This is a genomic window from Streptomyces sp. NPDC001507, from assembly GCF_042894765.1.
GTDB lineage: Bacteria > Actinomycetota > Actinomycetes > Streptomycetales > Streptomycetaceae > Streptomyces.
In genome coordinates this window covers 133,545-155,430 of the sequence record NZ_JBIAVV010000005.1, presented here as the reverse complement: position 1 = coordinate 155,430, position 21,886 = coordinate 133,545, and the positions used below count along the sequence as shown (strand labels likewise).

Genomic DNA, 21,886 nt, shown 5'->3' with positions numbered 1-21,886 from the left:
GCTCGCCACGAGCCGTGTTGCGCTCACCGGCCGCAGGGAATCCACCCGCGCGGGTGAGGCCCGCACAGGCGAGGGCCTGTCGCCGCCGGACGCCCGTCGGGGCGGACGGGAGCAGGTGGCGACAGGCCCAGGAGCCGCGCACGCCGTTGTGCGCGGCCTCGCCGTTTCACACCGCGGCCGGTCGTGACGATCGCTGGTCAGGGCACATCCAAACCGGCCGCGGAGTCTTTCGGAGGGGAGTTGTCCGGAGTTATCCCAGCCGCTCCACCAGCGCCCGGTACTCGGCCCACAGCTCCTTCGGCGTGTGCTCACCGAAGGTGTTGAGGTGGTCGGGGACGAGCGCCGCCTCCTCCCGCCAGACCTCCTTGTCGACGGTCAGCAGGAAGTCGAGGTCGCTGTCGTCGAGGTCGAGCCCGTCGGTGTCGAGAGCGTCCCGGGTCGGCAGCACGCCGATCGGCGTCTCCACGCCCTCCGCCTTGCCGTCCAGCCGCTCCACGATCCACTTCAGGACGCGGGAGTTCTCGCCGAAACCGGGCCAGACGAACTTGCCCGCGTCGTTCTTGCGGAACCAGTTGACGTAGTAGATCTTCGGCAGCTTGGCCTGGTCCTTGTCCTTGGCCACGTCGATCCAGTGGGCCATGTAGTCGCCCATGTTGTAGCCGCAGAACGGCAGCATCGCGAACGGGTCGCGGCGCAGCTCGCCGACCTTGCCCTCGGCGGCGGCGGTCTTCTCGGAGGCCACGTTGGCGCCGAGGAAGACGCCGTGGTTCCAGTCGAAGGACTCGGTCACCAGCGGGACGGCGGTGGCTCGGCGGCCGCCGAAGAGGATCGCCGAGATCGGCACGCCCTTGGGGTCCTCCCACTCCGGCGCGATGATCGGGCACTGGGCGGCGGGGACGGTGAAGCGGGCGTTGGGGTGGGCGGCCGGGGTCTCGGAGCCCGGCGTCCACTCGTTGCCCTTCCAGTCCGTGAGGTGGGCCGGGAGCTCCTCCGTCATGCCCTCCCACCAGACGTCGTCGTCGTCCGTGAGCGCGACGTTGGTGAAGACCGCGTTGCCCCACAGCGTCTTCATCGCGTTGGCGTTGGTGTGCTCACCGGTGCCGGGCGCGACGCCGAAGAAGCCGGCCTCGGGGTTGATCGCGTAGAGGCGGCCGTCCTCGCCGAACCGCATCCAGGCGATGTCGTCGCCGATCGTCTCGACGGTCCAGCCGGAGACGGTGGGCTCCAGCATGGCGAGGTTCGTCTTGCCGCAGGCGCTCGGGAAGGCCGCGGCGACGTACTTCGACTCGCCCTGCGGGGGCGTGAGTTTGAGGATCAGCATGTGCTCGGCGAGCCAGCCCTCGTCGCGCGCCATGACGGAGGCGATGCGCAGGGCGTAGCACTTCTTGCCGAGCAGGGCGTTGCCGCCGTAGCCGGAACCGTAGGACCAGATCTCGCGCGACTCGGGGAAGTGCGAGATGTACTTGGTCTGGTTGCACGGCCAGGGGACGTCGGCCTCGCCCTCCGCGAGGGGCGCGCCGAGGGTGTGGACGGCCTTGACGAAGAATCCGTCCTCGCCGAGCTCGTCGAGGACGGCCTGGCCCATGCGCGTCATCGTGCGCATCGAGACGGCGACGTACGCCGAGTCCGTGATCTCCACGCCGAGGGCGGACAGCGGCGAGCCGAGGGGGCCCATGCAGAACGGGACGACGTACATCGTCCGGCCCTTCATCGAGCCGCGGAACAGGCCGTTCTCGCCGGAGAAGATCTCCCGCATCTCCGCGGGGGCCTTCCAGTGGTTGGTCGGGCCTGCGTCCTGCTCGCGCTCGGAGCAGATGAACGTGCGGTCCTCGACCCGGGCGACGTCGGTCGGGTCGGAGGCCGCGTAGTAGGAGTGGGGGCGCTTGATCGGGTCGAGCTTCTTGAAGGTGCCCTTCGCCACGAGCTCCTCGCACAGTCGCTCGTACTCGGCCTCGGATCCGTCACACCAGACCACGCTGTCCGGCTGCGTCAGTTCGGCGATCTCGTTGACCCACGAGACCAGTTCCTGATGTTTGGTGGGGATGACGGTGGGAGCCGCGATGTCGCGCGCCACGATTGCTCCTAAATGAGGGATTTTTGATCTTGTGGCCGTGTTTCAGGCCTTGTCGCCCCGTGGGGGCTGCGACCCGGATGCTTCGTAGCCGCTCATCCGGTGCCGACCGCACTCATTTGATCCTCCGACTCGATCTCCCATCTGTCCAGAGGGAGTCACAGATGAGCGACGTGAGGAAGGCCACGGTTTCTGGGTCCACCTGCGTTTCTTTGCGTCCACATTGAGTTCGCCTCAAGGTCTTTTTGCTCACCGATATGAGCCGACGCGAGCGCAACCGGGACTCCGTGAGACGATGGCCACTATCAGCCGGTCATGGAGCGGGACTGATCCGTAACTTACGGTTCCGTAGGTACGATGCCCCTCATGACTGCGTCCGTCCCCGACGCGCCATCGGAACCGCCGGCCGCCGGCCGCGGTCCCGCTGCGCTCTCCTCCCTGTCGCAACAGGTCAAGCCCAAACTGCGCGGCTGGCTGCACCTGGGCATGTTCCCGGCCGTGCTCGTAGCGGGCCTCGTCCTCACCGCCCTCGCCGACTCGGCGCGCGGCCGTATCGCCTGCGGGATCTTCGCCCTGACGGCGTGCCTGCTGTTCGGCGTGAGCGCGCTGTACCACCGGGGCAACTGGAGCCCGCGCATGGACGGCGTGCTGCGCAGACTCGACCACGCCAACATCTTCCTGATCATCGCGGGCACCTACACCCCGCTGACCCTGCTGCTCCTGCCCGCGGCCAAGGGCCAGTGGCTGCTGTGGGGCATCTGGGCCGCGGCGGCCGCCGGCATCGCCTTCCGGGTCTTCTGGGTCGGCGCCCCGCGCTGGCTGTACACGCCGTGCTACATAGCGATGGGCTGGGCGGCGGTCTTCTACCTGCCCGACTTCATGCGCACCGGCGGCATCGCGGTCCTGGTCCTGGTGATCGTCGGCGGCCTGCTCTACAGCGCGGGCGGCGTGATCTACGGCATCAAGCGCCCGAACCCGTCACCGCGGTACTTCGGCTTCCACGAGGTGTTCCACTCCTTCACGCTGGCCGCGTTCGTCGTGCACTACGTCGGCATCTCCCTGGTGGCCTACCAGCACGCGTAGCCCCCACCGCCGCTCCTCGAAGCGGCCACGGCTTCACGAGCCGTGGCCGCTTTTTTCATGCCCGCCCACACATTACGACACCGACTTGCCATTGACAGCAACTAGATTTTGAGAGCTACTCTCATTTCATGGCTACTGTCACTCATCTCGAAGAGACGCACCAGAACCCCCGCCGGTGGTGGGCCCTCGGTGCCCTGGTCGCGAGCATGCTGGTGCTCGGCTTCGACACGACGATCCTCAACGTCGCTCTCCCGACGATGGCCGGGGAGCTCGGCGCCACCACCAGCCAGCAGCAGTGGATGGCGGACGCGTACGTCATCGTCTTCGCGTCCCTGATGCTCCCCGCCGGACTCCTCGGCGACCGCTTCGGCCGCCGCCGGATGCTGGTCGTGGGCCTCCTGGTCTTCCTGGCCGGGTCGGTGATGGGCTCGCTGGCCGGCGACGTGAACTGGGTGATCGCCGCCCGCGCCGCGATGGGCGTCGGCGCCGCGCTGGTGATGCCGCTCGCGATGTCCGTGCTGCCCTCGCTGTTCGGGCCCGCCGAGCGCACCCGGGCCGTCGGCATCGTGTCGGCCGCCTCGGCGCTCGGCCTGCCGCTCGGCCCGATCATCGGCGGCTTCCTGCTCAACCACTTCTGGTGGGGCTCGGTCTTCCTGATCAACGTGCCGATGGCCGCCATCGGCGTCGCCGCCTGCGTCTTCCTGCTCCCCGAGACCCGCGACCCCGCCTCCCCCAAGGTCGACGTCCTGTCCACCACGCTCACCGCGACCGGCCTCGGCGCCCTGGTCTACGCGATCATCGAGGCCCCCGCCCGCGGCTGGGGCGACCGGCTGGTCCTTGCCCTGTTCGCGGTCGCCGTCGTCCTCGGCGCGGCGCTGGTGCTGCGCGAAAGCCGGGCGGACCGGCCGATGCTCGACATGGAGCTCCTCACCCACCGCGGCTTCCTGCTCAACACCCTCGCCGCGACGCTCGTGATGTTCGTGCTGTCCGGCCTGCTGTTCGTGCTGCCGCAGTACCTCCAGGCGGTCCTCGGCAACGACGCCTTCGGCACCGGCCTGCGCCTGCTGCCCATGATGGGCGGCCTGCTCATCGCGGCACGCGCCGCCCAGCCGGTCGTCGCCCGCTTCGGCGCCCGCGCCGTGGTCGCCGCCGGACTGGTCGTGCTCGCCTTCGCCGCCCTGCTCGGCAGCCGCACCTCGGTCGGCGACGGCTACGGCTTCACCGCACTGTGGCTGTCCGTCGCGGGCCTCGGCTTCGGCTTCTCGGTGGTCCCCTCGATGGACGGCGCCCTCGGCGCCCTGCCCGCGGACCGGGCCGGCAGCGGCTCCGGACTGCTGATGACCACACGCCAGGTCGGCGGCGCGATCGGCATCGCCCTGCTCGGCAGCCTGCTGGCCGGTACCTTCCGCGACCGCCTCGACGTCACCGGCCTGCCCGCCCCGCTCGGCCACACCGCGGGCGAGTCGGTGGTCGCCGCCCACCTGGTCGCCGGGAAGACCGGCTCCGCCCACCTCGTCGCCTCCGCGAACGCCTCCTACGTCCACGGCATGGGCCTGGTCCTGCTGGTGTGCGGCATCGCCGCCCTCGCCACCGCCCTGCTGGCCGCCGCGCTGCTGCCCAACACCCCCGCCGAGCGCCGTACCGAAGGAGACGAGCCCCCGGCCGTGGCCCCCGCCACCGCCGATGCCGGACAATGACCGGCATGACGGCTCCGCACACCTCCCCCCAGCCCGGCCTCCGCGAACGGAAGAAGATCAAGACCCGCGAGGCCATCCGCGCGGCCACGTACGCGCTGGTCGAAGAGCAGGGCTGGGACGCCACGACGATCGAGCAGATCGCCGACCGCGCCGAGGTGTCGCCGTCGACGGTCTTCCGGTACTTCCCGACCAAGGAGGACATCGTCCTCACGGACGAGTACGACCTGTTGATCATGGAGGAGCTCCGGTCACGGCCCGCCGACGAGCCGTGGCCGACGTCCCTCCGCCATGTGATGCACCGGGCGATCCGGCTGGGCGTCAAGGACGATCCGGTGGTCTCACGGCTGCGCACCCGGCTGATGGTCGAGGTCCCCTCGGTGCGCTCCCGGATGATGGAGAGCATGTCGTCCACCGGGCGCCTGCTCTGCCAGGCCATCGGGGAGCGCACCGGCCGCGACCCCGACAGCCTGGAGGTCCGGGTCTACGCGATGTCCTTCGTCGGCGGGCTGATGGAGGTCTCGATGTACTGGGCGGAGAACGCGCACGAGGGCGACTTCGAGGCCCTCGTCGACCGCGCCCTGGACGTCATCGAGTACGGCCTGCCCCCGGAAAACCACTGAGGTCACGGCCGCCGCCCGTGCCATCCTGACCAGGTGAACGCTTCCGAGATCCAGGTCGAAGTCGCCCCCGAGCTGGCCCTGTTCGTCCCGCACGCCCGCCGCGTCGGCGTCCACCCCCTCACCGTCGACGGCGTCTCGACCCTCGGCCACGTCATCGAGTCCCTGGGCGTCCCCCTGACCGAGGTCGGCACCCTGGTGGTGGACGGCCGCGAGGTCCCCGTGGCCCACATCCCGGCGCACGGCGAGCGGGTGTCCGTACGCCCGGTCGCCCGCCCCCAGCACGTCCCCGGCGCCCCGCTCCGCTTCCTCCTCGACGTCCACCTCGGCACCCTCGCCCGCCGGCTGCGCCTGCTCGGCGTGGACGCGGCCTACGAGTCGACGGACATCGGCGACCCGGCCCTCGCCGCCCGCTCGGCGGCCGAGAAGCGCGTGCTGCTCAGCCGCGACCGGGGCCTGCTGCGCCGCCGTGAACTCTGGGCGGGCGGTTACGTCTACAGCACCGGCCCCGACGACCAGCTCCGTGACGTCCTCGACCGGTTCGCCCCCGACCTGCGCCCCTGGACCCGCTGCACCGCCTGCAACGGCCTGCTGAAGGAGGCCACGAAGGACGAGGTGGCGGACCAGCTGAAGGGCGGGACGCAGAAGTCGTACGACGTCTTCGCGCAGTGCGCCGAGTGCGGCCGCGCGTACTGGAAGGGCGCACACCACCAGCAGCTGGAGGCCATCGTGGCGCGCGCCCTCGCCGAGTTCGCCTGAACCGGTGTCGGTCCGGGGTCAGTTGCGGCCCAGCGCCCGGTACTCCCAGCCGGCCGCGCGCCACTGGGCCGGGTCGAGGGCGTGCCGGCCGTCCACGACCCGGCGCCGGTTCACCACCGCTCCCATGGCCGCCGGGTCGATCTCCCGGAACTGCGTCCACTCGGTGAGCAGGACCACGACGTCGGCGCCCGTGGCGGCCTGCAGCGCGTCGGTCCCGTAGTCCAGCTCGGGGTGGACGCGGCGGGCGTTGTCCATCGCCACCGGGTCGTAGACCGTCACCCGGGCGCCGGCCCGGTGCAGGGTGGCGGCGACGTCCAGCGCCGGGGCGTCGCGGATGTCGTCGGAGTTGGGCTTGAAGGCCGCCCCGAGCGCGGCCACCTTCGTCCCCGCGAGATCGCCGCCGACCAGCTCGCGGACCAGGTCGACGGTGCGGGCCCGGCGGCGCTGGTTGATCGCGTCCACCTCGCGCAGGAAGGCGACCGCCTGGGCGACGTCCAGTTCCTCGGCACGGTGGATGAACGCCCTGATGTCCTTGGGCAGGCAGCCGCCGCCGAAGCCGAGACCGGGCTTCAGGAACCGGCCGCCGATCCGGTCGTCGTAGGCCAGCGCCTCCGCCAGCCGGTGCACGTCGGCGCCGGTGGCCTCGCAGACCTCCGCCATGGCGTTGATGTACGAGATCTTCGTGGCGAGGAAGGAGTTGGCGGCGACCTTGACCAGTTCGGCGGTCGGCAGGTCGGCGACCACCACCGGGGTGCCCTGGGCGATGACCGGCGCGAATGCGGCGCGCAGCTGCTGCTCCGCCCACGCGGACTCGGTGCCGAACACCAGCCGGTCGGGGTGCAGGGTGTCCTCGACCGCGAAGCCCTCCCGCAGGAACTCCGGGTTCCAGGCCAGCTCCACGGCGTCCCCGGCCGGTGCGGTGGCGCGGACCAGCTCCGCGAGGCGGGCCGCGGTGCCCACCGGTACCGTCGACTTCCCGACCACCAGGGCCCGGCGGTTCAGGTGCCGGGCCAGTTCGGTCACCGCGCCTTCGACGTAGCGCAGGTCGGCGGCGTAGGAGCCGGGCTGCTGCGGGGTGCCCACGCAGACGAAGTGGATGTCGCCGAACTCGGCGGCCTCCGCGAGGCTGGTCGTGAAGTGCAGCCTGCCTGACTCCTGTGCCTTGACCAGGAGTTCGGGCAGTCCTGGCTCGAAGAACGGCACCTGCCCGGCTCTCAGCAGCTCGATCTTGCCGGGGTCGACGTCGACGCCGAGCACCTCGTAGCCGAGCGCCGCCATGCACACGGCGTGCGTGGCGCCCAGGTACCCGGTGCCGATGACCGTGAGACGGGGAGCGCCGACGGCGGATTCGGTGCCGTGGATGGCGGCGGGAAGAATGTCCATGATGCCTCCGAGGGGATTCCGGGCTGGAAGCGCGCATGCCGAGGACGCGCGTGGGTGCGGTGGGTGAAGGAGAGGAGCGGAGAGCGAGCCGCGGTCGCGTGGGGCCCGGGTGCGGGCCGGGCCCCACGCCCTCAGGAGGAGCAGGCGATGTTGGCGAGGCCCTTCGCCGCGTCGGTGACCTTGTTGTCGCAGGTGACCTTGTTGTTCTCGACGGGCGCGAAGTGGAAGCCGTAGCCGGGGCCGTCCACCTGCGCGGTGTTGGCCTGGAACACGTTTCCGGTGCCCCAGCCGTCGAGGATCCGGTGGGTCTGGAAGCCGTCCTCGTTGGAGTGCCGGCCGGTGTTGCCCTTGATCAGCCAGTCGTTGCCCTTGACGTCGACCCAGGAGTCGTCGTGACCCCCGCTGAGACCGGCGCCGTCGAAGGTGTTGCCGATGAGGGAGCCCCCGGTGGTGCCCTCCTTGATGTCGACGGACTCCGCGGTGGTGTCGCTGACGTGGTTGCCGCGGATCACGTTGCCGTCGCTCTTGTCGGGCTTGCAGTCGGTGACGGTGCACCAGTTGGACTCCGCCGACCCGACGTAGATGCCCTCGCCGAACTGCTCCTTGCGCTTGCCCGTGGCGCGGACGGTGTTGTTCTCGACCACGTTGCCGGAGCTGAAGTCGCGCAGGTGGATGCCCTCGTCGCCGATGTTCTCGACGGTCAGGCCCTGGATGACGGTGCCCTGGACCCTGTCGGCCATGACCCCCTTCTGGCCGTTGCGCACGGTGAAGCCGATCAGCCGCCAGTGGCTGGCGCCGTCGAGGTGGAAGGCGTAGCCGCCGTCGACACCGCCGGCGTCGATCACCGCGCCGGGACCGCCGCACAGGAAGATCGGACGGTCCGCCGTACCGGGTGTGGCGGCGGTGAAGCGGTCCGCGTAGACCCCGTCCCGCATCTCGATGACGTCACCCGGCCGCGCCTGGTCGAGTGCCCCCTTCAGGGACTTGGCGTCGCTGACGGTGACGGTCGCGGCCGGGCACTTCACGGGTCCGGAGGCGGCGGCCGGGCCGGTCGCGGTGGGCGTGGCCGGGCCATCGGTGGCCGCCGTGCCGCCCGGTGCCGGATCTGAGGCCGTGGCGCCGGCGTCGCCGGGGTCGCCGGTGTCCCCGTCGTCGGTGGGTTCGGCGACCGGGATGGTGGGGCCTGCGGTGGGGCCGGCGCCGTACACGACGGGCCGGTCGTCGCCGGCCGAGACGCCCGCCACGATCAGCGCCACCACCGAGATCAGCAGGGCGGCCGAGGCCACCCAGAGCGGCGGCCCGCCGGCGAGCCAGATCCGGCGCGCCCGCTCCGCGGCGGACTCGGCCGGTGCGGAGCCGCCACCGTCGCCCGGCACGCCGTGGCCGCCCGGACCACCGTCGCCGGGAACGCCGTCGCCGCCCGGGCCACCGTCGCCAGGAAGGCCGTCGTCGGGCGAAACGCCGTCGTCGGGCTGAAAGCCGTCGTCGGGCGGTACCGCGGGGTTCTCCTCGCTCATTCGCTCATCACCGGCTCCCGGCGGCGGCCGACCACGGCGATCTCGTGCGGCGGCGGGGCGGGCAGCGGCGCCTTGTCGGAGTACGGGTGCACGATGCCCGCACCCTGCCCGGCCGCTCGCCGCCTGCGCCGGCCCATGGCGGCCGAGAACAGGATGAGGAGCAGGATGCCCGTCCACAGCAGGGTCATCGGGCTGGCGTAGTGCTTGACCTTGACCCAGAAGGAGCTGGTGTCGTACCAGGCGAAGGTCTGGTTCTCCCTGATGTCGGCGCCGCCGTGGGAGCGGCTGGAGTCCAGGGCGCTGGGGCCGACCCCGCCGATCACGTTGTAGGAGACCGTGGTGCCGTCCACGCCGCCGACCAGGCTGACGCCGTGGTGGGTGGCGTCCTGGACGGTGTTGCCGCGTATCTCGGCGTCCGAGTCGCGGACGTAGACGCCGGTCCGGGGCCCGTCGATGATGTTGCCGGTGACGGTGGCGTCGGTGACGCCGTCGCGGACCGAGATGCCCTGCCGGTTCTGGCCGCTCAGACGGTTGCCGGTGATGGACACCTTGTCCGCCGCCAGGCGGGCCACTATGCCCATGTCGCCGCCCTCGATGCGGTTGTTCTGCACGCCGACGTCGAACCCGCCGAGCACCTCGACGCCGTAGCGGCCGTTGTCCTTGGCCACGCTGTTGGCGACCGAGTTGGAGCCGTAGCTGTCGACGGCCTGCCCGGAGGCGGAGGGGCCGTCGGCCAGCGGCTTGCCGCTGAGCGTGTAGCCGTTGCCGCCGTTGCCCTCGGCGATGGAGCCGCTGACCCGCACCTGCTGGGTGGCCCGGGAGAGGATGAAGCCGTCGCCGCCGTTGTCCTTGGCGACCGTGCGCTGCACGAGCGAGCTGGAGACGAACCGGTGCATGACCACCCCGTCCTGCAGGCTGTTCTCCACGGTCGTGTCGCTGATCTCGATCCCGGTGGCGCTGGAGATGAAGATCCCGAAGTCGTTGCCGGTGATGGTCGAGTGCGTGATCGACCCGGAGACGTAGGACATGCCGCCGGTCGAGAACCGGGCGTCGGGAGTGGTCAGTTCGCCCGAGGGCATGGCCGTGACGTCACCGCTGGAGGTGTTCTGGTCGTTCTCGTCGCCCTGCCGGTGGGCCCGCTCGCGCGCGGTCTTGCCGTGCACCTGGCCGGTGTCCTCCAGCGAACCGGTGTTCGGCCGGTCGGTGCCGGTGAGGCTGAGCCCGCCCGTACGGCCGCTCCAGAACCCGAGGTCCGCGAGTTTGGCGTGCGTCATCTCGAACTGCCCGCCGATGGTGCGGATGTAGGCGCGGCCGTCCCGGACGTCGCTGTCGGCCTTGTTGCCCTGCGGGTCCCAGCTGGTGACGGTCAGCGGCGCCTGGGCGGTGCCCTGCAGGACCAGTTCGCCGCCGAAGGAGACGATGGAGACGAAGCCGCTGCGGTTGCTGGCCATCCGCAGGGTGAGGCCGCCCGGGTTGGACAGCTTCAGCTTGGCGCCGACGTTGAGGTAGATGTTCTCGGTCAGCAGGTACGAGCCGTCCTTGCGCCGCACGAAGGTCTGCGGGGCGAGTTTGAGCAGGTCGGCGATGGTGTAGGCGTTGCTGCGCTGGGTGAGTACCAGGGTGTACCCGTTGTCGGTGTCCAGCCGGTACGGCACCGTCCACTTGGTGCTCTGCAGGGGCGCCACCGAGCTGAACGCCCGTACCTGGTTGAGCCGGTGGTCCTCGTCGGCGACCAGCGCGGCCTCGGTCTCCGCGTCCTCGACGGCCGGTTTCTGCTTCGTGTCGCCGTTCCCGCCGGCGTGGGCCGTGGCCGAGGTGCCCAGCAGCAGCGTCGCCGCCACCGCGAAGGCGCCCAGCAGGGCCGCCGTCCTGGCACCGGCCCGGCGCAGCCGGGTGCCGGGGCCGGGGCCGGGTCTTCTCTTCGTCGTGGGATGCGTCATGAGGGGGGTGGTCATGGCGTCAGATCACCTCGGGCTGGAGGGCGGTGTGGCTCTGGCCGCCGCCGGCGGATCCGGAGAGCGTGGCCGCGCTCTGGCCCTCGCCTCCGATGCTGGTGCTGGTGCGGGTGAGCCAGCCCTGCTTGTTCATGGTGACGAATGCGTAGAGCTTGATCGGCAGCGAGATCATGATGACCACGAGGGCCGTCAGGGGCAGCAGGAGGATCTCCTGCGGGTGTCTGCGCAGGTGCGAGTAGCCGCGGACGGCACGGCCCAGCAGCAGCCAGATCAGGGTGAGGACGATGCCGCGGCCGCTGAAGTCCAGCCGGCTCGTCAGCAGGTAGCCGAGGGCCATGCCCATGGTCACCGGGGTCAGCAGGATCTGCAGCACCGTGATCTTGGTGACCAGCGGGACCCGCCACAGCCAGCCCTTGTACAGCGCGGTCAGGTAGCACCGGTAGGAGTTGCGGCTCCACCGGACGCGCTGCTTCACGAAGGCCCGGAAGGAGGAGGGGAACATGGAGATGGCCCGCGCGGAGGACTGGTGCACGGTCTTGTAGCCCGAGGCGAGCACCAGCCAGGTCAGCCGGCCGTCGTCGCCCGCCACGCAGCGGCGGCCGAAGAAGAACTCGTTCTCCAGGTTCTCGAGGACCGGCAGGACCGCCTCGCGGCGGTAGGCGGCGGTACGGCCGGACAGACAGGCCACGGCACCGGCCCGGCCCATGGCCGGAACGTAGTCGTAGTAACGGAGGTTGACCAGCCAGTCGGCGACCCGGCGCCAGACGCTGGTGGTGCGCTGGTAGACGTTCTGCTGGGTGCCCACGCCGCCGACCGCCGGGTCCTCGAACGGCATCTGCACGGCGTCGAGGAGGCCCGGCTCCCAGCGGGTGTCGGAGTCCACCAGGACGAGGAGTTCACTGGTGGCGGCCCGTATGCCGACCCCAAGGGCGGAACGTTTCCCCCTGTGCTCGAAGGCGAGCACCCGGACCCGGGGGTCCTCCACCAGCGACAGCCGGTGCAGTACCTCGTGGTCCTCGACGTCAGGAACGATGATGATCTCGGCCGGATCCTGGGCGAGCCAGCTCTCCAGGCACTCCAGCAGGATCTCCGGGTCCTCCCGGTAGGCCGGGACCACCACGGAGACGCTGGTACGGAAGTCGTTGACGACTGGCTTGGCGAACCGGGAGAGCACCGCTCGGTACAACCACAGGGCCCAGACGAACAGTCCGGCCAGCCCCAGCGGCATCAGCTCTCGCCACGAAGTTTCCCCCACGGCCTCGACGATCCACGACCAGACCTGGTCGAAGAACTCGGACAATGTTGCGCTCTCCCCCCACATGACACGACTGCCGCGGTCCGAAATGCGACAGAACCGGGCACTGCTCCAGCGATGCTAGGGGCGTTCGAGTGAACGGCGATCACACTAAACACGAACTTCACTTACAGAATCTTCACGCCCACCCTGCCCCAACCGTGACGGCAGGTCACTTCCGTCACGGCACGGAGGGATCCTATGGGGACGATGTGAAGGGCGTGAACTCGGTTGATAAATGGCATGTTTCAGCCCGACGGCCGGAAAGCGCGCCCTGTGCGCCCCCGTGAGGGGCGCGGGGAGCTGCGCGAGCAACCCCCACGCGCCCGCAGCCGACAACGCACCCACACCCCTCGGCGGACTCGGCGGGCTCCGGCGGACTTCAGCCCCCCAGTGCCGCCCGCAGCCGCTCCGGATCAACGGTCGGCGCATCACACGTGAAGTTGCGGCACACGTACGCGGCCGCCTCCCCACCGACGAGCGGCCGCCCCGCGAGCAGCGGGAACTCGTCGCTCTCCACCGTCCCCACGGCCACCACCGCGCCGGGCGCGGTGCCCAGCAGCGCCGTACGGTGCAGATCGGCCGTGCGGGGATCCGCCGCGTCCGGTCCGACGACCGCGACCTCGCGCGGGCCGTCCAGCAGCGCCTCGGCGACGGCGAGCCCCCACCCGACGAAGCGCGGCACGCGCGGCCCGAGGGTCCGGACGATCCCCAACGCCCGCTCCGCCGCGATCCGGTGAGGCTCGGAACCGGTGTGGGCCGCATAGCCGAGCAGCGCACCGGCGGCGGCGGTCCAGCCCGAGGGCGTGGCGTTGTCGGTCGGGTCCTGCGGCCGGCGGATCAACTGCTCGGCGTCCGCTGCGGTGTCGTACAGGGCACCGGTCTCCGGGCTCTCCTGGTCGGTGAAGCGGGCCAGGACATGGCCGAGGAGGAGTCCCGCGAACTCCAGCCAGACACCCTCGCCGGTCACGGACGCGAGCGCGAGGAAGCCCTCGGCGACATCGCCGTAGTCCTCCAGCACGCCCGCGTTGGCGCCGACCCTGCCGTCCCGGCTGGTGCGGGCGAGCCGCGCGTGGTCGTCGAGGTGGAGACGTACGAGGAGATCGGCGGCGGCGACGGCGGCCTCGACCAGGTCGGGGCGGTCGAAGTAGGCGCCGGTCTCCGCGAGCGCGGCGACGGCGAGGCCGTTCCAGGCGGCGACGACCTTGTCGTCCCGGCCCGGGGCCGGGCGTCCGGCCCGTGCGGCCAGCAGCCGCCGCCGCACGGACTCGATCTGCTCGGCGTCGAACACGGCTTCCTGCTGCGGGAGTTGCAGGACGGACCGCCCCTCCTCGAAGGTGCCCTCCGCGGTGACCCCGAAGTACCGGGCGGCCAGGTCCGCGTCGTCCTCCCCGAGGACCTCGCGGAGCTCGGCGGGCGTCCACACGTAGTACGCGCCCTCGACGTGCCGCCCGCTCCCGTCCTCGCTGTCGGCGTCCAGTGCGGAGGCGAACCCGCCCTCGGCGGTGCGCAGTTCGCGGACCATGAAGTCGGCGGTCTCCAGGGCGACCCGGCGGGCCAGGTCGGACCCGGTGGCCCGCCACAGGTGGGCGTACACCCGGCAGAGCAGGGCGTTGTCGTACAGCATCTTCTCGAAGTGCGGCACGACCCAGTCACGGTCGACGGAGTAACGGGCGAACCCACCGCCGAGCTGGTCGTAGAGGCCGCCCCGGGCCATCCGCTCGCAGGTGTCCACGACCATCTGCAGCGCGCCCTCGGAACCGGTCCGGGCGTGGTGCCGCAGCAGGAACTCGATGACCATGGACGGCGGGAACTTGGGCGCACCGCCGAACCCGCCGCGCTGCGGGTCGTACTCACGGGTGAGCCCGAGCAGCGCCTGCGCCAGCTCCTGCTCCCCGGGCGGCCGCCCGCCCTGGTGCCCCAGCTCCCGCTGGGCGAGATCCCGGACGATCTTCCCGGCCACCTCGGCCACCTCGTCCCGCCGGTCCGCCCACGCGGCCCGCACCCCCTCCAGCACCTGCCGGAACGAGGGCATGCCGTGGCGGGGGGCGGGCGGGAAGTAGGTACCGAAGTAGAAGGGTTCGGCATCCGGGGTGAGGAACACCGTCATCGGCCAGCCACCCTGCCCGGTGGCGGCCTGCACGGCCTCCATGTAGACGGCGTCGACGTCCGGACGCTCCTCACGGTCGACCTTGATGCTGACGAAGTGCTCGTTGAGGTAGCCGGCGGTGGCCTCGTCCTCGAAGGACTCGTGGGCCATGACGTGGCACCAGTGGCACGAGCTGTACCCGACGCTCAGCAGCACGGGTCTGTTCGCGGTCCGCGCGACCTCGAAGGCCTCGGCCGACCAGGGCCACCAGTCGACGGGGTTGTCGGCGTGCTGGAGGAGGTACGGGGACGTCTCATGGGCCAGTCGGTTCACCCTCCCACTCTCCCACGGGGTCGGGAGCGGCGTAGAAGCGCAGATTCACCCGGCGCGCCCCCTCGGGGACGGCGTCGTCGGGGTGGCTGTAGCGGTCGAGGAGTTCCTGGTAGGCGCGGACGAATTCGTGGAGGTCGGTCTTCGTCATCCAGGTGGCGGTGCGCTGCACCTGGGCCCAGCCCTGCGGTCCGCGGTACTCCTCGTGGGCGCGGCGGAAGAGCCCGGTGTCGACCTCGATCTTCAGGAGGGCGAGGTGTTCGGCCGCCGCGTACTCCTCGGTCGTCATGGTGGCCGGGTCGGGCGTGGTGTGGCTGAAGGGCAGGCTCCGCCACCAGCGTTCCCGGCCGCCCGACTTCTCCGGGATCTCCTCGATGAGCTTCTGCTCGGCGAGTTTGCGCAGGTGGTAGCTGGTGGTGCCGGAACTCTCGCCGAGTTCGCGGGCGAGCACGGTGGAGTTGGCCTCGCCGTGCCGGCCGAGGTAGTCGAGGATCCGGCGGCGCAGGGGGTTGCCGAGGGACTTGTAGAGGGCGGTGCGTTCGAGGCTGGTCAGCTCGGCGGGCTTCTCGGTGAGCTTCCCGGCTGGCTTCTCGGCTGGTGCGGCGGGCTCGGTTGGTCCGGCCGTCCGGGGCGTGCCGTCGGTCATGCGGCCACCGTATCCCCGAGCCGGAGGGCCCCGAGGACCCCGACAGCCCCGAGAGTGCCGAGAGCCCTGAGACATCCCTGAGTCTCCCTGAACCTTCCCCGATGTCCGCCGAATTTTCTTTGCAGAATTTTCTCTGCCGTCTAGCGTGAAGACGAATGGCGGAGGAGCTGGACGGGCCGGACGTGCACGGAACGGATTCACAGGTTCCACAGCCTCGGATCCGGAACAAGGCGAGAGGGATCAGATGTTGGACCGGTTGACGGTGACGCAGACCCGAGGGGCGAAGCGGATGAGGCGGCTGAAGCGGTGGGCACTGATCCTGCTCGGGTCGTCCGCCGTGCTGCTCGTGCCGTGGATGGTGGTGCTGGCCCTGACGCTGCCCACCAAGACCGAGGTGCACAACTGGGCGGTGGCCTGGATCGGGCTGGACGTCCTGATGGCGGCGGGGTGCGCGGCGACGGCGGTACTGGGCCTGCGGGGCGACGCCCGGGCGCGGCTCACGGCGTCGGCGACGGCATCGGCCGCGGTGCTGGACGCGTGGTTCGACATAACGACGTCGGCGGTGGGCACCGAGTTGCTGGAGGCGCTGGCGAGCGCGGTGGCCGAGGCGGGGCTGGCCGCGGCCTGCGTGTATCTGGCGCTGTCCAAGGGGTGGGGCCGGATAGCCGCCCAGCCCGGATCGGCCACCCGGTAGGCAGGGCCGGCCGCCCGGTGGTCTCGACCACCACCGAACCCTCACCCACCCCTGATCGCCGCCCCCTCGCCATCGCGACCCTTCGCAAGGACACTTGTGGACAAAGGAGTTGCCGCTGGAGGGGGACGGAACATGCGGGACGCCCATCGGGCGGAAGCCGACCGGCTGCTGGTACGGGCCGTGGAGGAGGAGGTCCGCCGTTCGGGCGGCCGCGTGGACGGGCAGGTGCTGCTGTCCCGGGCGCGCGACGGGCTGGCGGAGATGGAGCGGACGGCCGCCGAGGAGTACGCGGCGTACACCCACGCCCTCGACGAGACGGAGGCCGAGCGGCCGAGCTTCGGCCGGCGCTACGCCAAGGAGGGCTCGGGAACTCCCCTGCTGGTCGCGGCCGTCGCGGCGGTCGCCGCCACCGTCGCCGACCTCTCCCTGGGCACCGGGGCGGCCACGGCGCTCGGCGCCGGCGTGGCCGTAGGGGTGATCGGGGCGGCCGCCACGGTCGTCAAGGCAGCCGCTTCCCATCTGCCCGCCGCTCATCACCACGCCGGTGCGGCGGGCCAGCCCGGCGGCCCCGAGCAGTTGCGGCTGCAGTGGCTGACCGCGCTGGAGGTGCGGGGCATCCGGCCGTTCCTCGATCAGCAGCGGGTGCTCAGCGCCTCCACGGGACCGAAGAAGCAGGGCCCGGGGCTGCGCGGCGCGGACAAGAGCGCGGCGGCCCGGCGGCGGTCGGTGCTGGAGCAGTCGTTCGGCCAGCTCCCCGACGCGGGCCGCCCGTTCGCCGGCCGGCAGCAGGAGCTGGCGCGGATCCGGCAGTGGGCGCAGGCGGCCCGGGCGGCCACGGAGACCCGGCCGACCGTCGTGGTGCTGCACGGGGAGCCGGGCTCCGGCCGTACCGCCCTCGCGGTCCGGGCCACCCACGAGCTGAAGGATCTCTTCCGGGGCGCGGTCGTCGTGGACCTGCGCGGCGCCAGCCGGGAGGAGCCGCCGCTGCCCACCCGGGACGCCCTGCTGCATCTGCTCAACCGGCTGGGCGCGCCGCGCGAGCAGTTGCTGTTCCGTGAGCGTTCCTCCGCCGACCAGCAGGTCAAGCGGCTGAGCGAGCTGTACCACCAGCACCTGACGGGGCTGCCGGTGACGATCGTGCTGGACGACGCCTCGGATCCGGAGCAGGTGCGCACCCTGGTGCCGGAGCGTTCCGACAGCCTGGTCCTGGTCACCGCCCGGGACCAGCTCGACCTGCCCGCCGACCTGGCCGCGTGGGTGCACCGGCTGCCGGTCACGGCGCTGGACGCGGCCGGCGCGGAGGAGCTGCTGGACGCGGTGGCCGAGGACGCGTCGGGGCCGTACGACGCGCAGTCCGCGGACCGGATCCGGGAGCTGTGCGGCGGGCTGCCACTGGCGCTGCGGGTGGCGGGGTCGTCGCTGGGTTCGCGTTCACCGCTCCAGCTGGCCACGGACCTGGGCGCGTACGGTCCGGTCGGGCCGGTGGAGCGGGTGCTGTGGCTGCGGTACACCGACCAGCCGGAGACCGGGCGGCGGCTGTTGCGCAGGCTGGCGCTGGCGGGCCGGGCCTCGATGGGCGCGGCGGCCGCCGCCGCCCTGCTGGGCGCCGACGAGGCGGAGGCCACCCGGCATCTGGTCGCGCTCACCCGGGCGGGCCTGGTCGACCACGTCCGGGGCAGCCGCTACCGCCTGCACGACCTGGTCCGCTCGTTCGCCCAGGCCCGGCTCCTGGACGAGGAGACCCCGGCCGACCGCACGGCGGCGCAGGAGCGGCTGATCGTGAACTACGCGGAGCTGGCCGACTCGGTGCTGCGGCTGGTCGACGGCAACATGTCGACCCGCTCGGACCGGTTCAGCCCGCACGGCTTCACCTCGCTCGACGAGGCGCTGCGCTGGCTGGACGACGAGTCGAGCTTCATCACGGCGGCGCTGCGGCACGCGGAGGGCGTGGACCAGACGGCCGTGCAGAACCTGCTGGGCGCGCTGTGCGACTACTGCCTGCTGCGTGGCGACCTCTACCGGCTCGGCGAGATCAGCGAGCTCGCCCAGGCCGTCGACCAGGGTCTTCTCGTGCGTTCGGTGCAGTGGCGTACCGGTATCGCGGCCCGTCAGCTGGGCGAGCTGGACAAGGCCCGCACCACGCTCACCTCCGTCGTCGACCTCTACCTGGAGGCGCATCACGACGCCGGCGCGGCCCGCGCGCTGTGCTCGCTCGGGATCACCCTGCACCACCAGGGCAACCTCACCGAGGCGGCCACCAAGCTCCAGGAGGCCCTGGATCTCCAGGCGGCCCCCGGGCTGGCCACCGACCGGGCGTGGACGATGCACGCGCTGGCGGCGGTGCAGCGCGACCGGGCCCGGCTGCCGGAGTCCCTCGACCTGCTCACCCGCTCGCTCGTCCTGCACCGGGAGGGCGGCTCGGTGCACGGCGAGGCCTGGGCGCACTTCCAGCTCGGCCAGCTGGCGCTGCGCATGGGCGACGTGCCGCGGGCGGAACAGGAGCTCGGGGCGGCGCTGGACCGGTACGGCCGTACCCGGGACGCCCGGGGCGAGGCGTGGGCGCTGACCCAGCTGGCGCGGGCCCGGCTGGTGGCCGGCGACGCGTCCCCGGCGGCCGACGCACTGCGCGCGGCGGCGGCCCGGCACCGGGAGAACGAGGACGCGCGCGGCGAGGCCTGGACGGTGTACTACCTGGGCCTGGCCCTGGAGGAGACCGGCACCCTGGACCAGGCGGTCCGCGAACTGGAGCGCTCACGGTCGATGTTCTCCCGGATGCGGGACGTCTACGGCCTGGCCTGCGCCCGCCACCACTCGGCCCGGGTCACCCGCGACCAGCGGGCGGCCCAGACCGGCTCGCTGCGCAACTCGGGCTTCGCCCGCCAGCTCCTGGTCGACGCCCGCGCCGACTTCCAGCGCATCGGCGTGGTCCACGGCGAGGCCTGGACCTGCCTGGAGCTGGCCGTCGTCGACGCCGGCAACAGCCGCACCCAGCAGGCCCTCACCCTGTGCGACGAGGCGGTGACCCTCTTCACGTCGTACGGCGACCGGCGCGGCGAGGACTGGGCGCGCTTCCTGCGCTGCACCCTGCTGCCGTACGCCGCGCCCGGTGGCGTGGAGGTCGGCACCGCCGTCGCCCAGGAGGACCTGGCCCTGCTCGCCCGCGCCGCACACCCGCTGCGCGACGAGAAGCTGGCCGAGTACGTCACGGCGTACGGCCTGCTGCTGGAGCGCGGAGTGCAGCTGGAGGCGGGCTGGCAGGCCTGGCGTCTGGGCATGGTGCCGGGCCGGCACGCCCGCGAGGTGATGGGCGTGCCGGTACCGGCCGCGATCTGACGCCGGTCAGCTCCTGGGGTCGGCCGTCGGCGTCTTGGAGTCCGCCCCGGTCTGGGCGGACTCCTTGAAGTCGACCTTCTGCATGTGCTTGTTCATGGACTTCATCAGACCCCAGACCGCGAGGGCCATCACCGCGAAGACGATGAAGCCGAGGACTCCGGGGGTGACCTTGTTCTCGTCGACCTCCTTGGCGAGGGGGACGAGGTGCGTCAGTGCCAGGCTTGCGCTCATGTCAGGCATTGTCGCGGATGCCCGCAAAGAGGTCGTCCTCGGGGAGGGAGGTGTCGACGAGCGACTTCGCCAGCTCGTACTCCTCGGTCGGCCAGACCTCCCTCTGGAGGTCCATCGGCACCTTGAACCAGCCGCCGTCCGGGTCGATCTGCGTGGCGTGCGCGATCAGCGCCTTGTCGCGGATCTCGAAGAAGTCCGCGCACGGGATGTGCGTGGTCAGGGTGCGCTCGGTGCGCTCCATCTCGCTCCACCGCTTCAGCCAGTCCCCGTACGGCGACTCCAGGCCGCGCTCCAGCATGGCGTTGTGCAGCGCCTCGGTGCGCGGGCGGTTGAAGCCCTGGTTGTAGTAGAGCTTCTGCGGCTGGAAGACCGGCCCGAACTCGGCCTCGGGGTACTTCTCGGCGTCGGCCGCGCCCTCGAAGGCCACCATCGAGATCTTGTGGGTCATGATGTGGTCGGGGTGCGGGTAGCCGCCGTTCTCGTCGTAGGTGGTGATCACCTGGGGACGGAACGCGCGGATCCTGCGCACCAGCTCGCCGGCCGCCTTGTCGACGTCCTCCAGGGCGAAGCAGCCCTCGGGCAGCGGCGGCAGCGGGTCGCCCTCGGGCAGGCCGGAGTCGACGAAGCCGAGCCACTGCTGCTTGACGCCGAGGATCTCGCGGGCCTCGTCCATCTCCTTCTTGCGTACCTCGTGGATGTGCTCCTCGATGTACTTGTCGCCCTGCAGCTTGGGATTGAGGATGGAGCCGCGCTCCCCGCCCGTGCAGGTCACGACCAGCACGTCCACCCCCTCGGACACGTACTTCGCCATGGTGGCCGCGCCCTTGCTCGACTCGTCGTCGGGGTGCGCGTGGACGGCCATCAGTCGCAGCTGGTCAGTCAAGACTCAATCCTTGGTAAGTCGGCGCCCCGGTAGCTCGGGGGCGATCGGCGGCTTCTATAGTGACCGAATCGGGGGGCGAATAATTCCGGGGGCCGGTTCCCGAACGGGTCCGGGGTGGTTCCTGCCAGGAGGACGATCATGAGTACCGCGAGCACGCGGCTGCCCGAGGGCCGTTACGGCAGCTCCTCGGACGAGCGCGCCGACCGCAAGCTCAAGGTCGCCGGTGCGGTGCTGGGTGCCCTGCTGCTCGCCCTGGTCGGCTACTGGGCCTACCACTATGTCGTACAGAGCAAGATCAGCGCCCAGGTCGTGACCTTCGCCGCCTCCGCCGACGCGGTCGAGGTGCACCTGGAGGTCCACAAGGACTCCGGCGCCTCCGGCTACTGCACGCTGCGCTCCCAGGCGGCGGACGGCTCCGAGGTGGGCCGGGCGGACTTCCACTTCACCGGTTCCGCGACCGAGATCGACCGGGTGGTCACCCTCCGTACGACGGCCCGGGGCACCACGGCGGAGCTGCTCGGCTGCCACGCCGACTGACGTCAGCCGGAATACGTAGGCGCTGACCTGCGTTGACGTAATTCTGATGGCTTATGTCCTCCCCCTTCCGTCGTTGAATTGTTAGGCTCGTGGTTTCGCCCTTCCAAGAAGGAACATGCTTCCGGGTAGGGCGATGCTTTGTATTCCCAGTACCGACGAGGAGCACCTGTGACCCAGACCAGCGAGAACGTCACCTGGCTGACCCAGGAGGCGTACAACCAGCTCAGGGCCGAGCTGGAGTACCTGTCTGGTCCTGCGCGCACGGAGATCGCCGCCAAGATCGCCGCCGCACGCGAGGAGGGCGACCTGCGCGAGAACGGCGGGTACCACGCGGCCAAGGAGGAGCAGGGCAAGCAGGAGCTCCGTGTGCGCCAGCTGACCCAGCTTCTGGAGAACGCCAAGGTCGGCGAGGCCCCGGCGTCCGCGGACGGCGCCGTCGCGCCCGGCATGGTGGTGACCATCGCCTTCGACGGTGACGAGGACGACACCATGACCTTCCTCCTGGCCTCCCGCGAGTACGCCAGCGCCGACATCGAGACGTACTCCCCGCAGTCCCCCCTGGGTACCGGTGTGATCGGCCACAAGGTGGGCGAGGACGCGGAGTACGAGCTGCCGAACGGCAAGAAGGCCTCGGTGAAGATCCTGAAGGCCGAGCCCTACTCGGGCTGACCCCCGGACAGACATCCGCCCCCGGCGTCCACGGGACGCCGGGGGCCTTGTCGTACCCCGGCGTAAAATGGCGCGAGGGTGTAGGTGCCCGCCTGTCC

The 21,886-nt window shown here is 71.3% G+C and carries 17 protein-coding genes; 8 read left to right on the top strand and 9 right to left on the bottom strand.

What is annotated here, in order from left to right:
- Positions 1-250: 250 nt before the first annotated feature.
- Positions 251-2,074 (bottom strand): phosphoenolpyruvate carboxykinase (GTP), encoded by a 1,824-nt coding sequence (locus ACFY0K_RS17910; protein ID WP_390640643.1) that lies wholly within the window; start codon positions 2,072-2,074, stop codon positions 251-253.
- A gap of 363 nt (positions 2,075-2,437) precedes the next feature.
- On the opposite strand from ACFY0K_RS17910, the gene ACFY0K_RS17905 reads away from it, so the two are divergent.
- The 4 genes from ACFY0K_RS17905 (at position 2,438) to ACFY0K_RS17890 (ending at position 6,227) form a co-directional block, all read left to right on the top strand.
- The gene (locus ACFY0K_RS17905) at positions 2,438-3,154 is read left to right on the top strand and encodes a hemolysin III family protein (RefSeq protein ID WP_351959471.1); all 717 of its coding nucleotides are present in this window, start codon (positions 2,438-2,440) and stop codon (positions 3,152-3,154) included.
- A gap of 128 nt (positions 3,155-3,282) precedes the next feature.
- Positions 3,283-4,851, top strand: a complete 1,569-nt coding sequence (locus tag ACFY0K_RS17900) for a DHA2 family efflux MFS transporter permease subunit (RefSeq protein WP_390640642.1) — start codon at positions 3,283-3,285, stop codon at positions 4,849-4,851.
- Between the two features lie 5 nt (positions 4,852-4,856).
- Positions 4,857-5,471, top strand: coding sequence for a TetR/AcrR family transcriptional regulator (locus ACFY0K_RS17895; RefSeq protein ID WP_390640641.1), 615 nt, complete (start codon positions 4,857-4,859; stop codon positions 5,469-5,471).
- A 33-nt stretch (positions 5,472-5,504) separates the two neighbouring features.
- Positions 5,505-6,227 (top strand): Mut7-C RNAse domain-containing protein, encoded by a 723-nt coding sequence (locus ACFY0K_RS17890; protein ID WP_390640640.1) that lies wholly within the window; start codon positions 5,505-5,507, stop codon positions 6,225-6,227.
- Positions 6,228-6,245: 18 nt separating this feature from the next.
- Here the strand turns inward: ACFY0K_RS17890 and ACFY0K_RS17885 are convergent, their stop codons facing one another.
- The 6 genes from ACFY0K_RS17885 to ACFY0K_RS17860 form a co-directional block, all read right to left on the bottom strand.
- Positions 6,246-7,610 (bottom strand): UDP-glucose dehydrogenase family protein, encoded by a 1,365-nt coding sequence (locus ACFY0K_RS17885; protein ID WP_390640639.1) that lies wholly within the window; start codon positions 7,608-7,610, stop codon positions 6,246-6,248.
- A gap of 131 nt (positions 7,611-7,741) precedes the next feature.
- Positions 7,742-9,127, bottom strand: a complete 1,386-nt coding sequence (locus tag ACFY0K_RS17880) for a right-handed parallel beta-helix repeat-containing protein (RefSeq protein ID WP_390640638.1) — start codon at positions 9,125-9,127, stop codon at positions 7,742-7,744.
- On the bottom strand, positions 9,124-11,082 hold the full coding sequence (locus ACFY0K_RS17875) for a right-handed parallel beta-helix repeat-containing protein (RefSeq protein WP_390640637.1): 1,959 nt from the start codon (positions 11,080-11,082) through the stop codon (positions 9,124-9,126). The genes ACFY0K_RS17880 and ACFY0K_RS17875 overlap by 4 nt, the downstream gene beginning before the upstream one ends.
- Positions 11,083-11,086: 4 nt before the next feature.
- Entirely contained in the window at positions 11,087-12,382 is a 1,296-nt protein-coding gene (locus ACFY0K_RS17870; protein ID WP_352354570.1) for a glycosyltransferase family 2 protein, read from the bottom strand.
- A gap of 376 nt (positions 12,383-12,758) precedes the next feature.
- Positions 12,759-14,798, bottom strand: a complete 2,040-nt coding sequence (locus ACFY0K_RS17865; RefSeq protein ID WP_390640636.1) for a thioredoxin domain-containing protein — start codon at positions 14,796-14,798, stop codon at positions 12,759-12,761.
- Positions 14,779-15,441: an ArsR/SmtB family transcription factor gene (locus ACFY0K_RS17860; RefSeq protein WP_390640635.1), complete on the bottom strand. Its 663-nt coding sequence runs from the start codon at positions 15,439-15,441 to the stop codon at positions 14,779-14,781. Before ACFY0K_RS17860 ends, ACFY0K_RS17865 begins: the two co-directional genes overlap by 20 nt.
- A 289-nt stretch (positions 15,442-15,730) precedes the next feature.
- On the opposite strand from ACFY0K_RS17860, the gene ACFY0K_RS17855 reads away from it, so the two are divergent.
- Complete coding sequence (locus tag ACFY0K_RS17855) at positions 15,731-16,135, top strand: hypothetical protein (protein ID WP_390640634.1); 405 nt, start codon at positions 15,731-15,733, stop codon at positions 16,133-16,135.
- A 132-nt stretch (positions 16,136-16,267) separates the two neighbouring features.
- Positions 16,268-19,468 (top strand): tetratricopeptide repeat protein, encoded by a 3,201-nt coding sequence (locus ACFY0K_RS17850; protein WP_390640633.1) that lies wholly within the window; start codon positions 16,268-16,270, stop codon positions 19,466-19,468.
- Positions 19,469-19,474: 6 nt separating this feature from the next.
- Here ACFY0K_RS17850 and ACFY0K_RS17845 read toward each other — a convergent pair whose 3' ends face one another.
- Both ACFY0K_RS17845 and mca read right to left on the bottom strand, forming a co-directional pair.
- Positions 19,475-19,708, bottom strand: a complete 234-nt coding sequence (locus ACFY0K_RS17845) for a hypothetical protein (RefSeq protein WP_351959458.1) — start codon at positions 19,706-19,708, stop codon at positions 19,475-19,477.
- Positions 19,701-20,582, bottom strand: coding sequence for a mycothiol conjugate amidase Mca (gene mca / locus ACFY0K_RS17840; protein ID WP_390640632.1), 882 nt, complete (start codon positions 20,580-20,582; stop codon positions 19,701-19,703). Before mca ends, ACFY0K_RS17845 begins: the two co-directional genes overlap by 8 nt.
- Positions 20,583-20,720: 138 nt before the next feature.
- On the opposite strand from mca, the gene ACFY0K_RS17835 reads away from it, so the two are divergent.
- The gene (locus ACFY0K_RS17835; protein ID WP_351959456.1) at positions 20,721-21,119 is read left to right on the top strand and encodes a DUF4307 domain-containing protein; all 399 of its coding nucleotides are present in this window, start codon (positions 20,721-20,723) and stop codon (positions 21,117-21,119) included.
- Between the two features lie 168 nt (positions 21,120-21,287).
- Positions 21,288-21,788 (top strand): transcription elongation factor GreA, encoded by a 501-nt coding sequence (greA, locus tag ACFY0K_RS17830; RefSeq protein WP_390640631.1) that lies wholly within the window; start codon positions 21,288-21,290, stop codon positions 21,786-21,788.
- Positions 21,789-21,886: the final 98 nt, after the last annotated feature.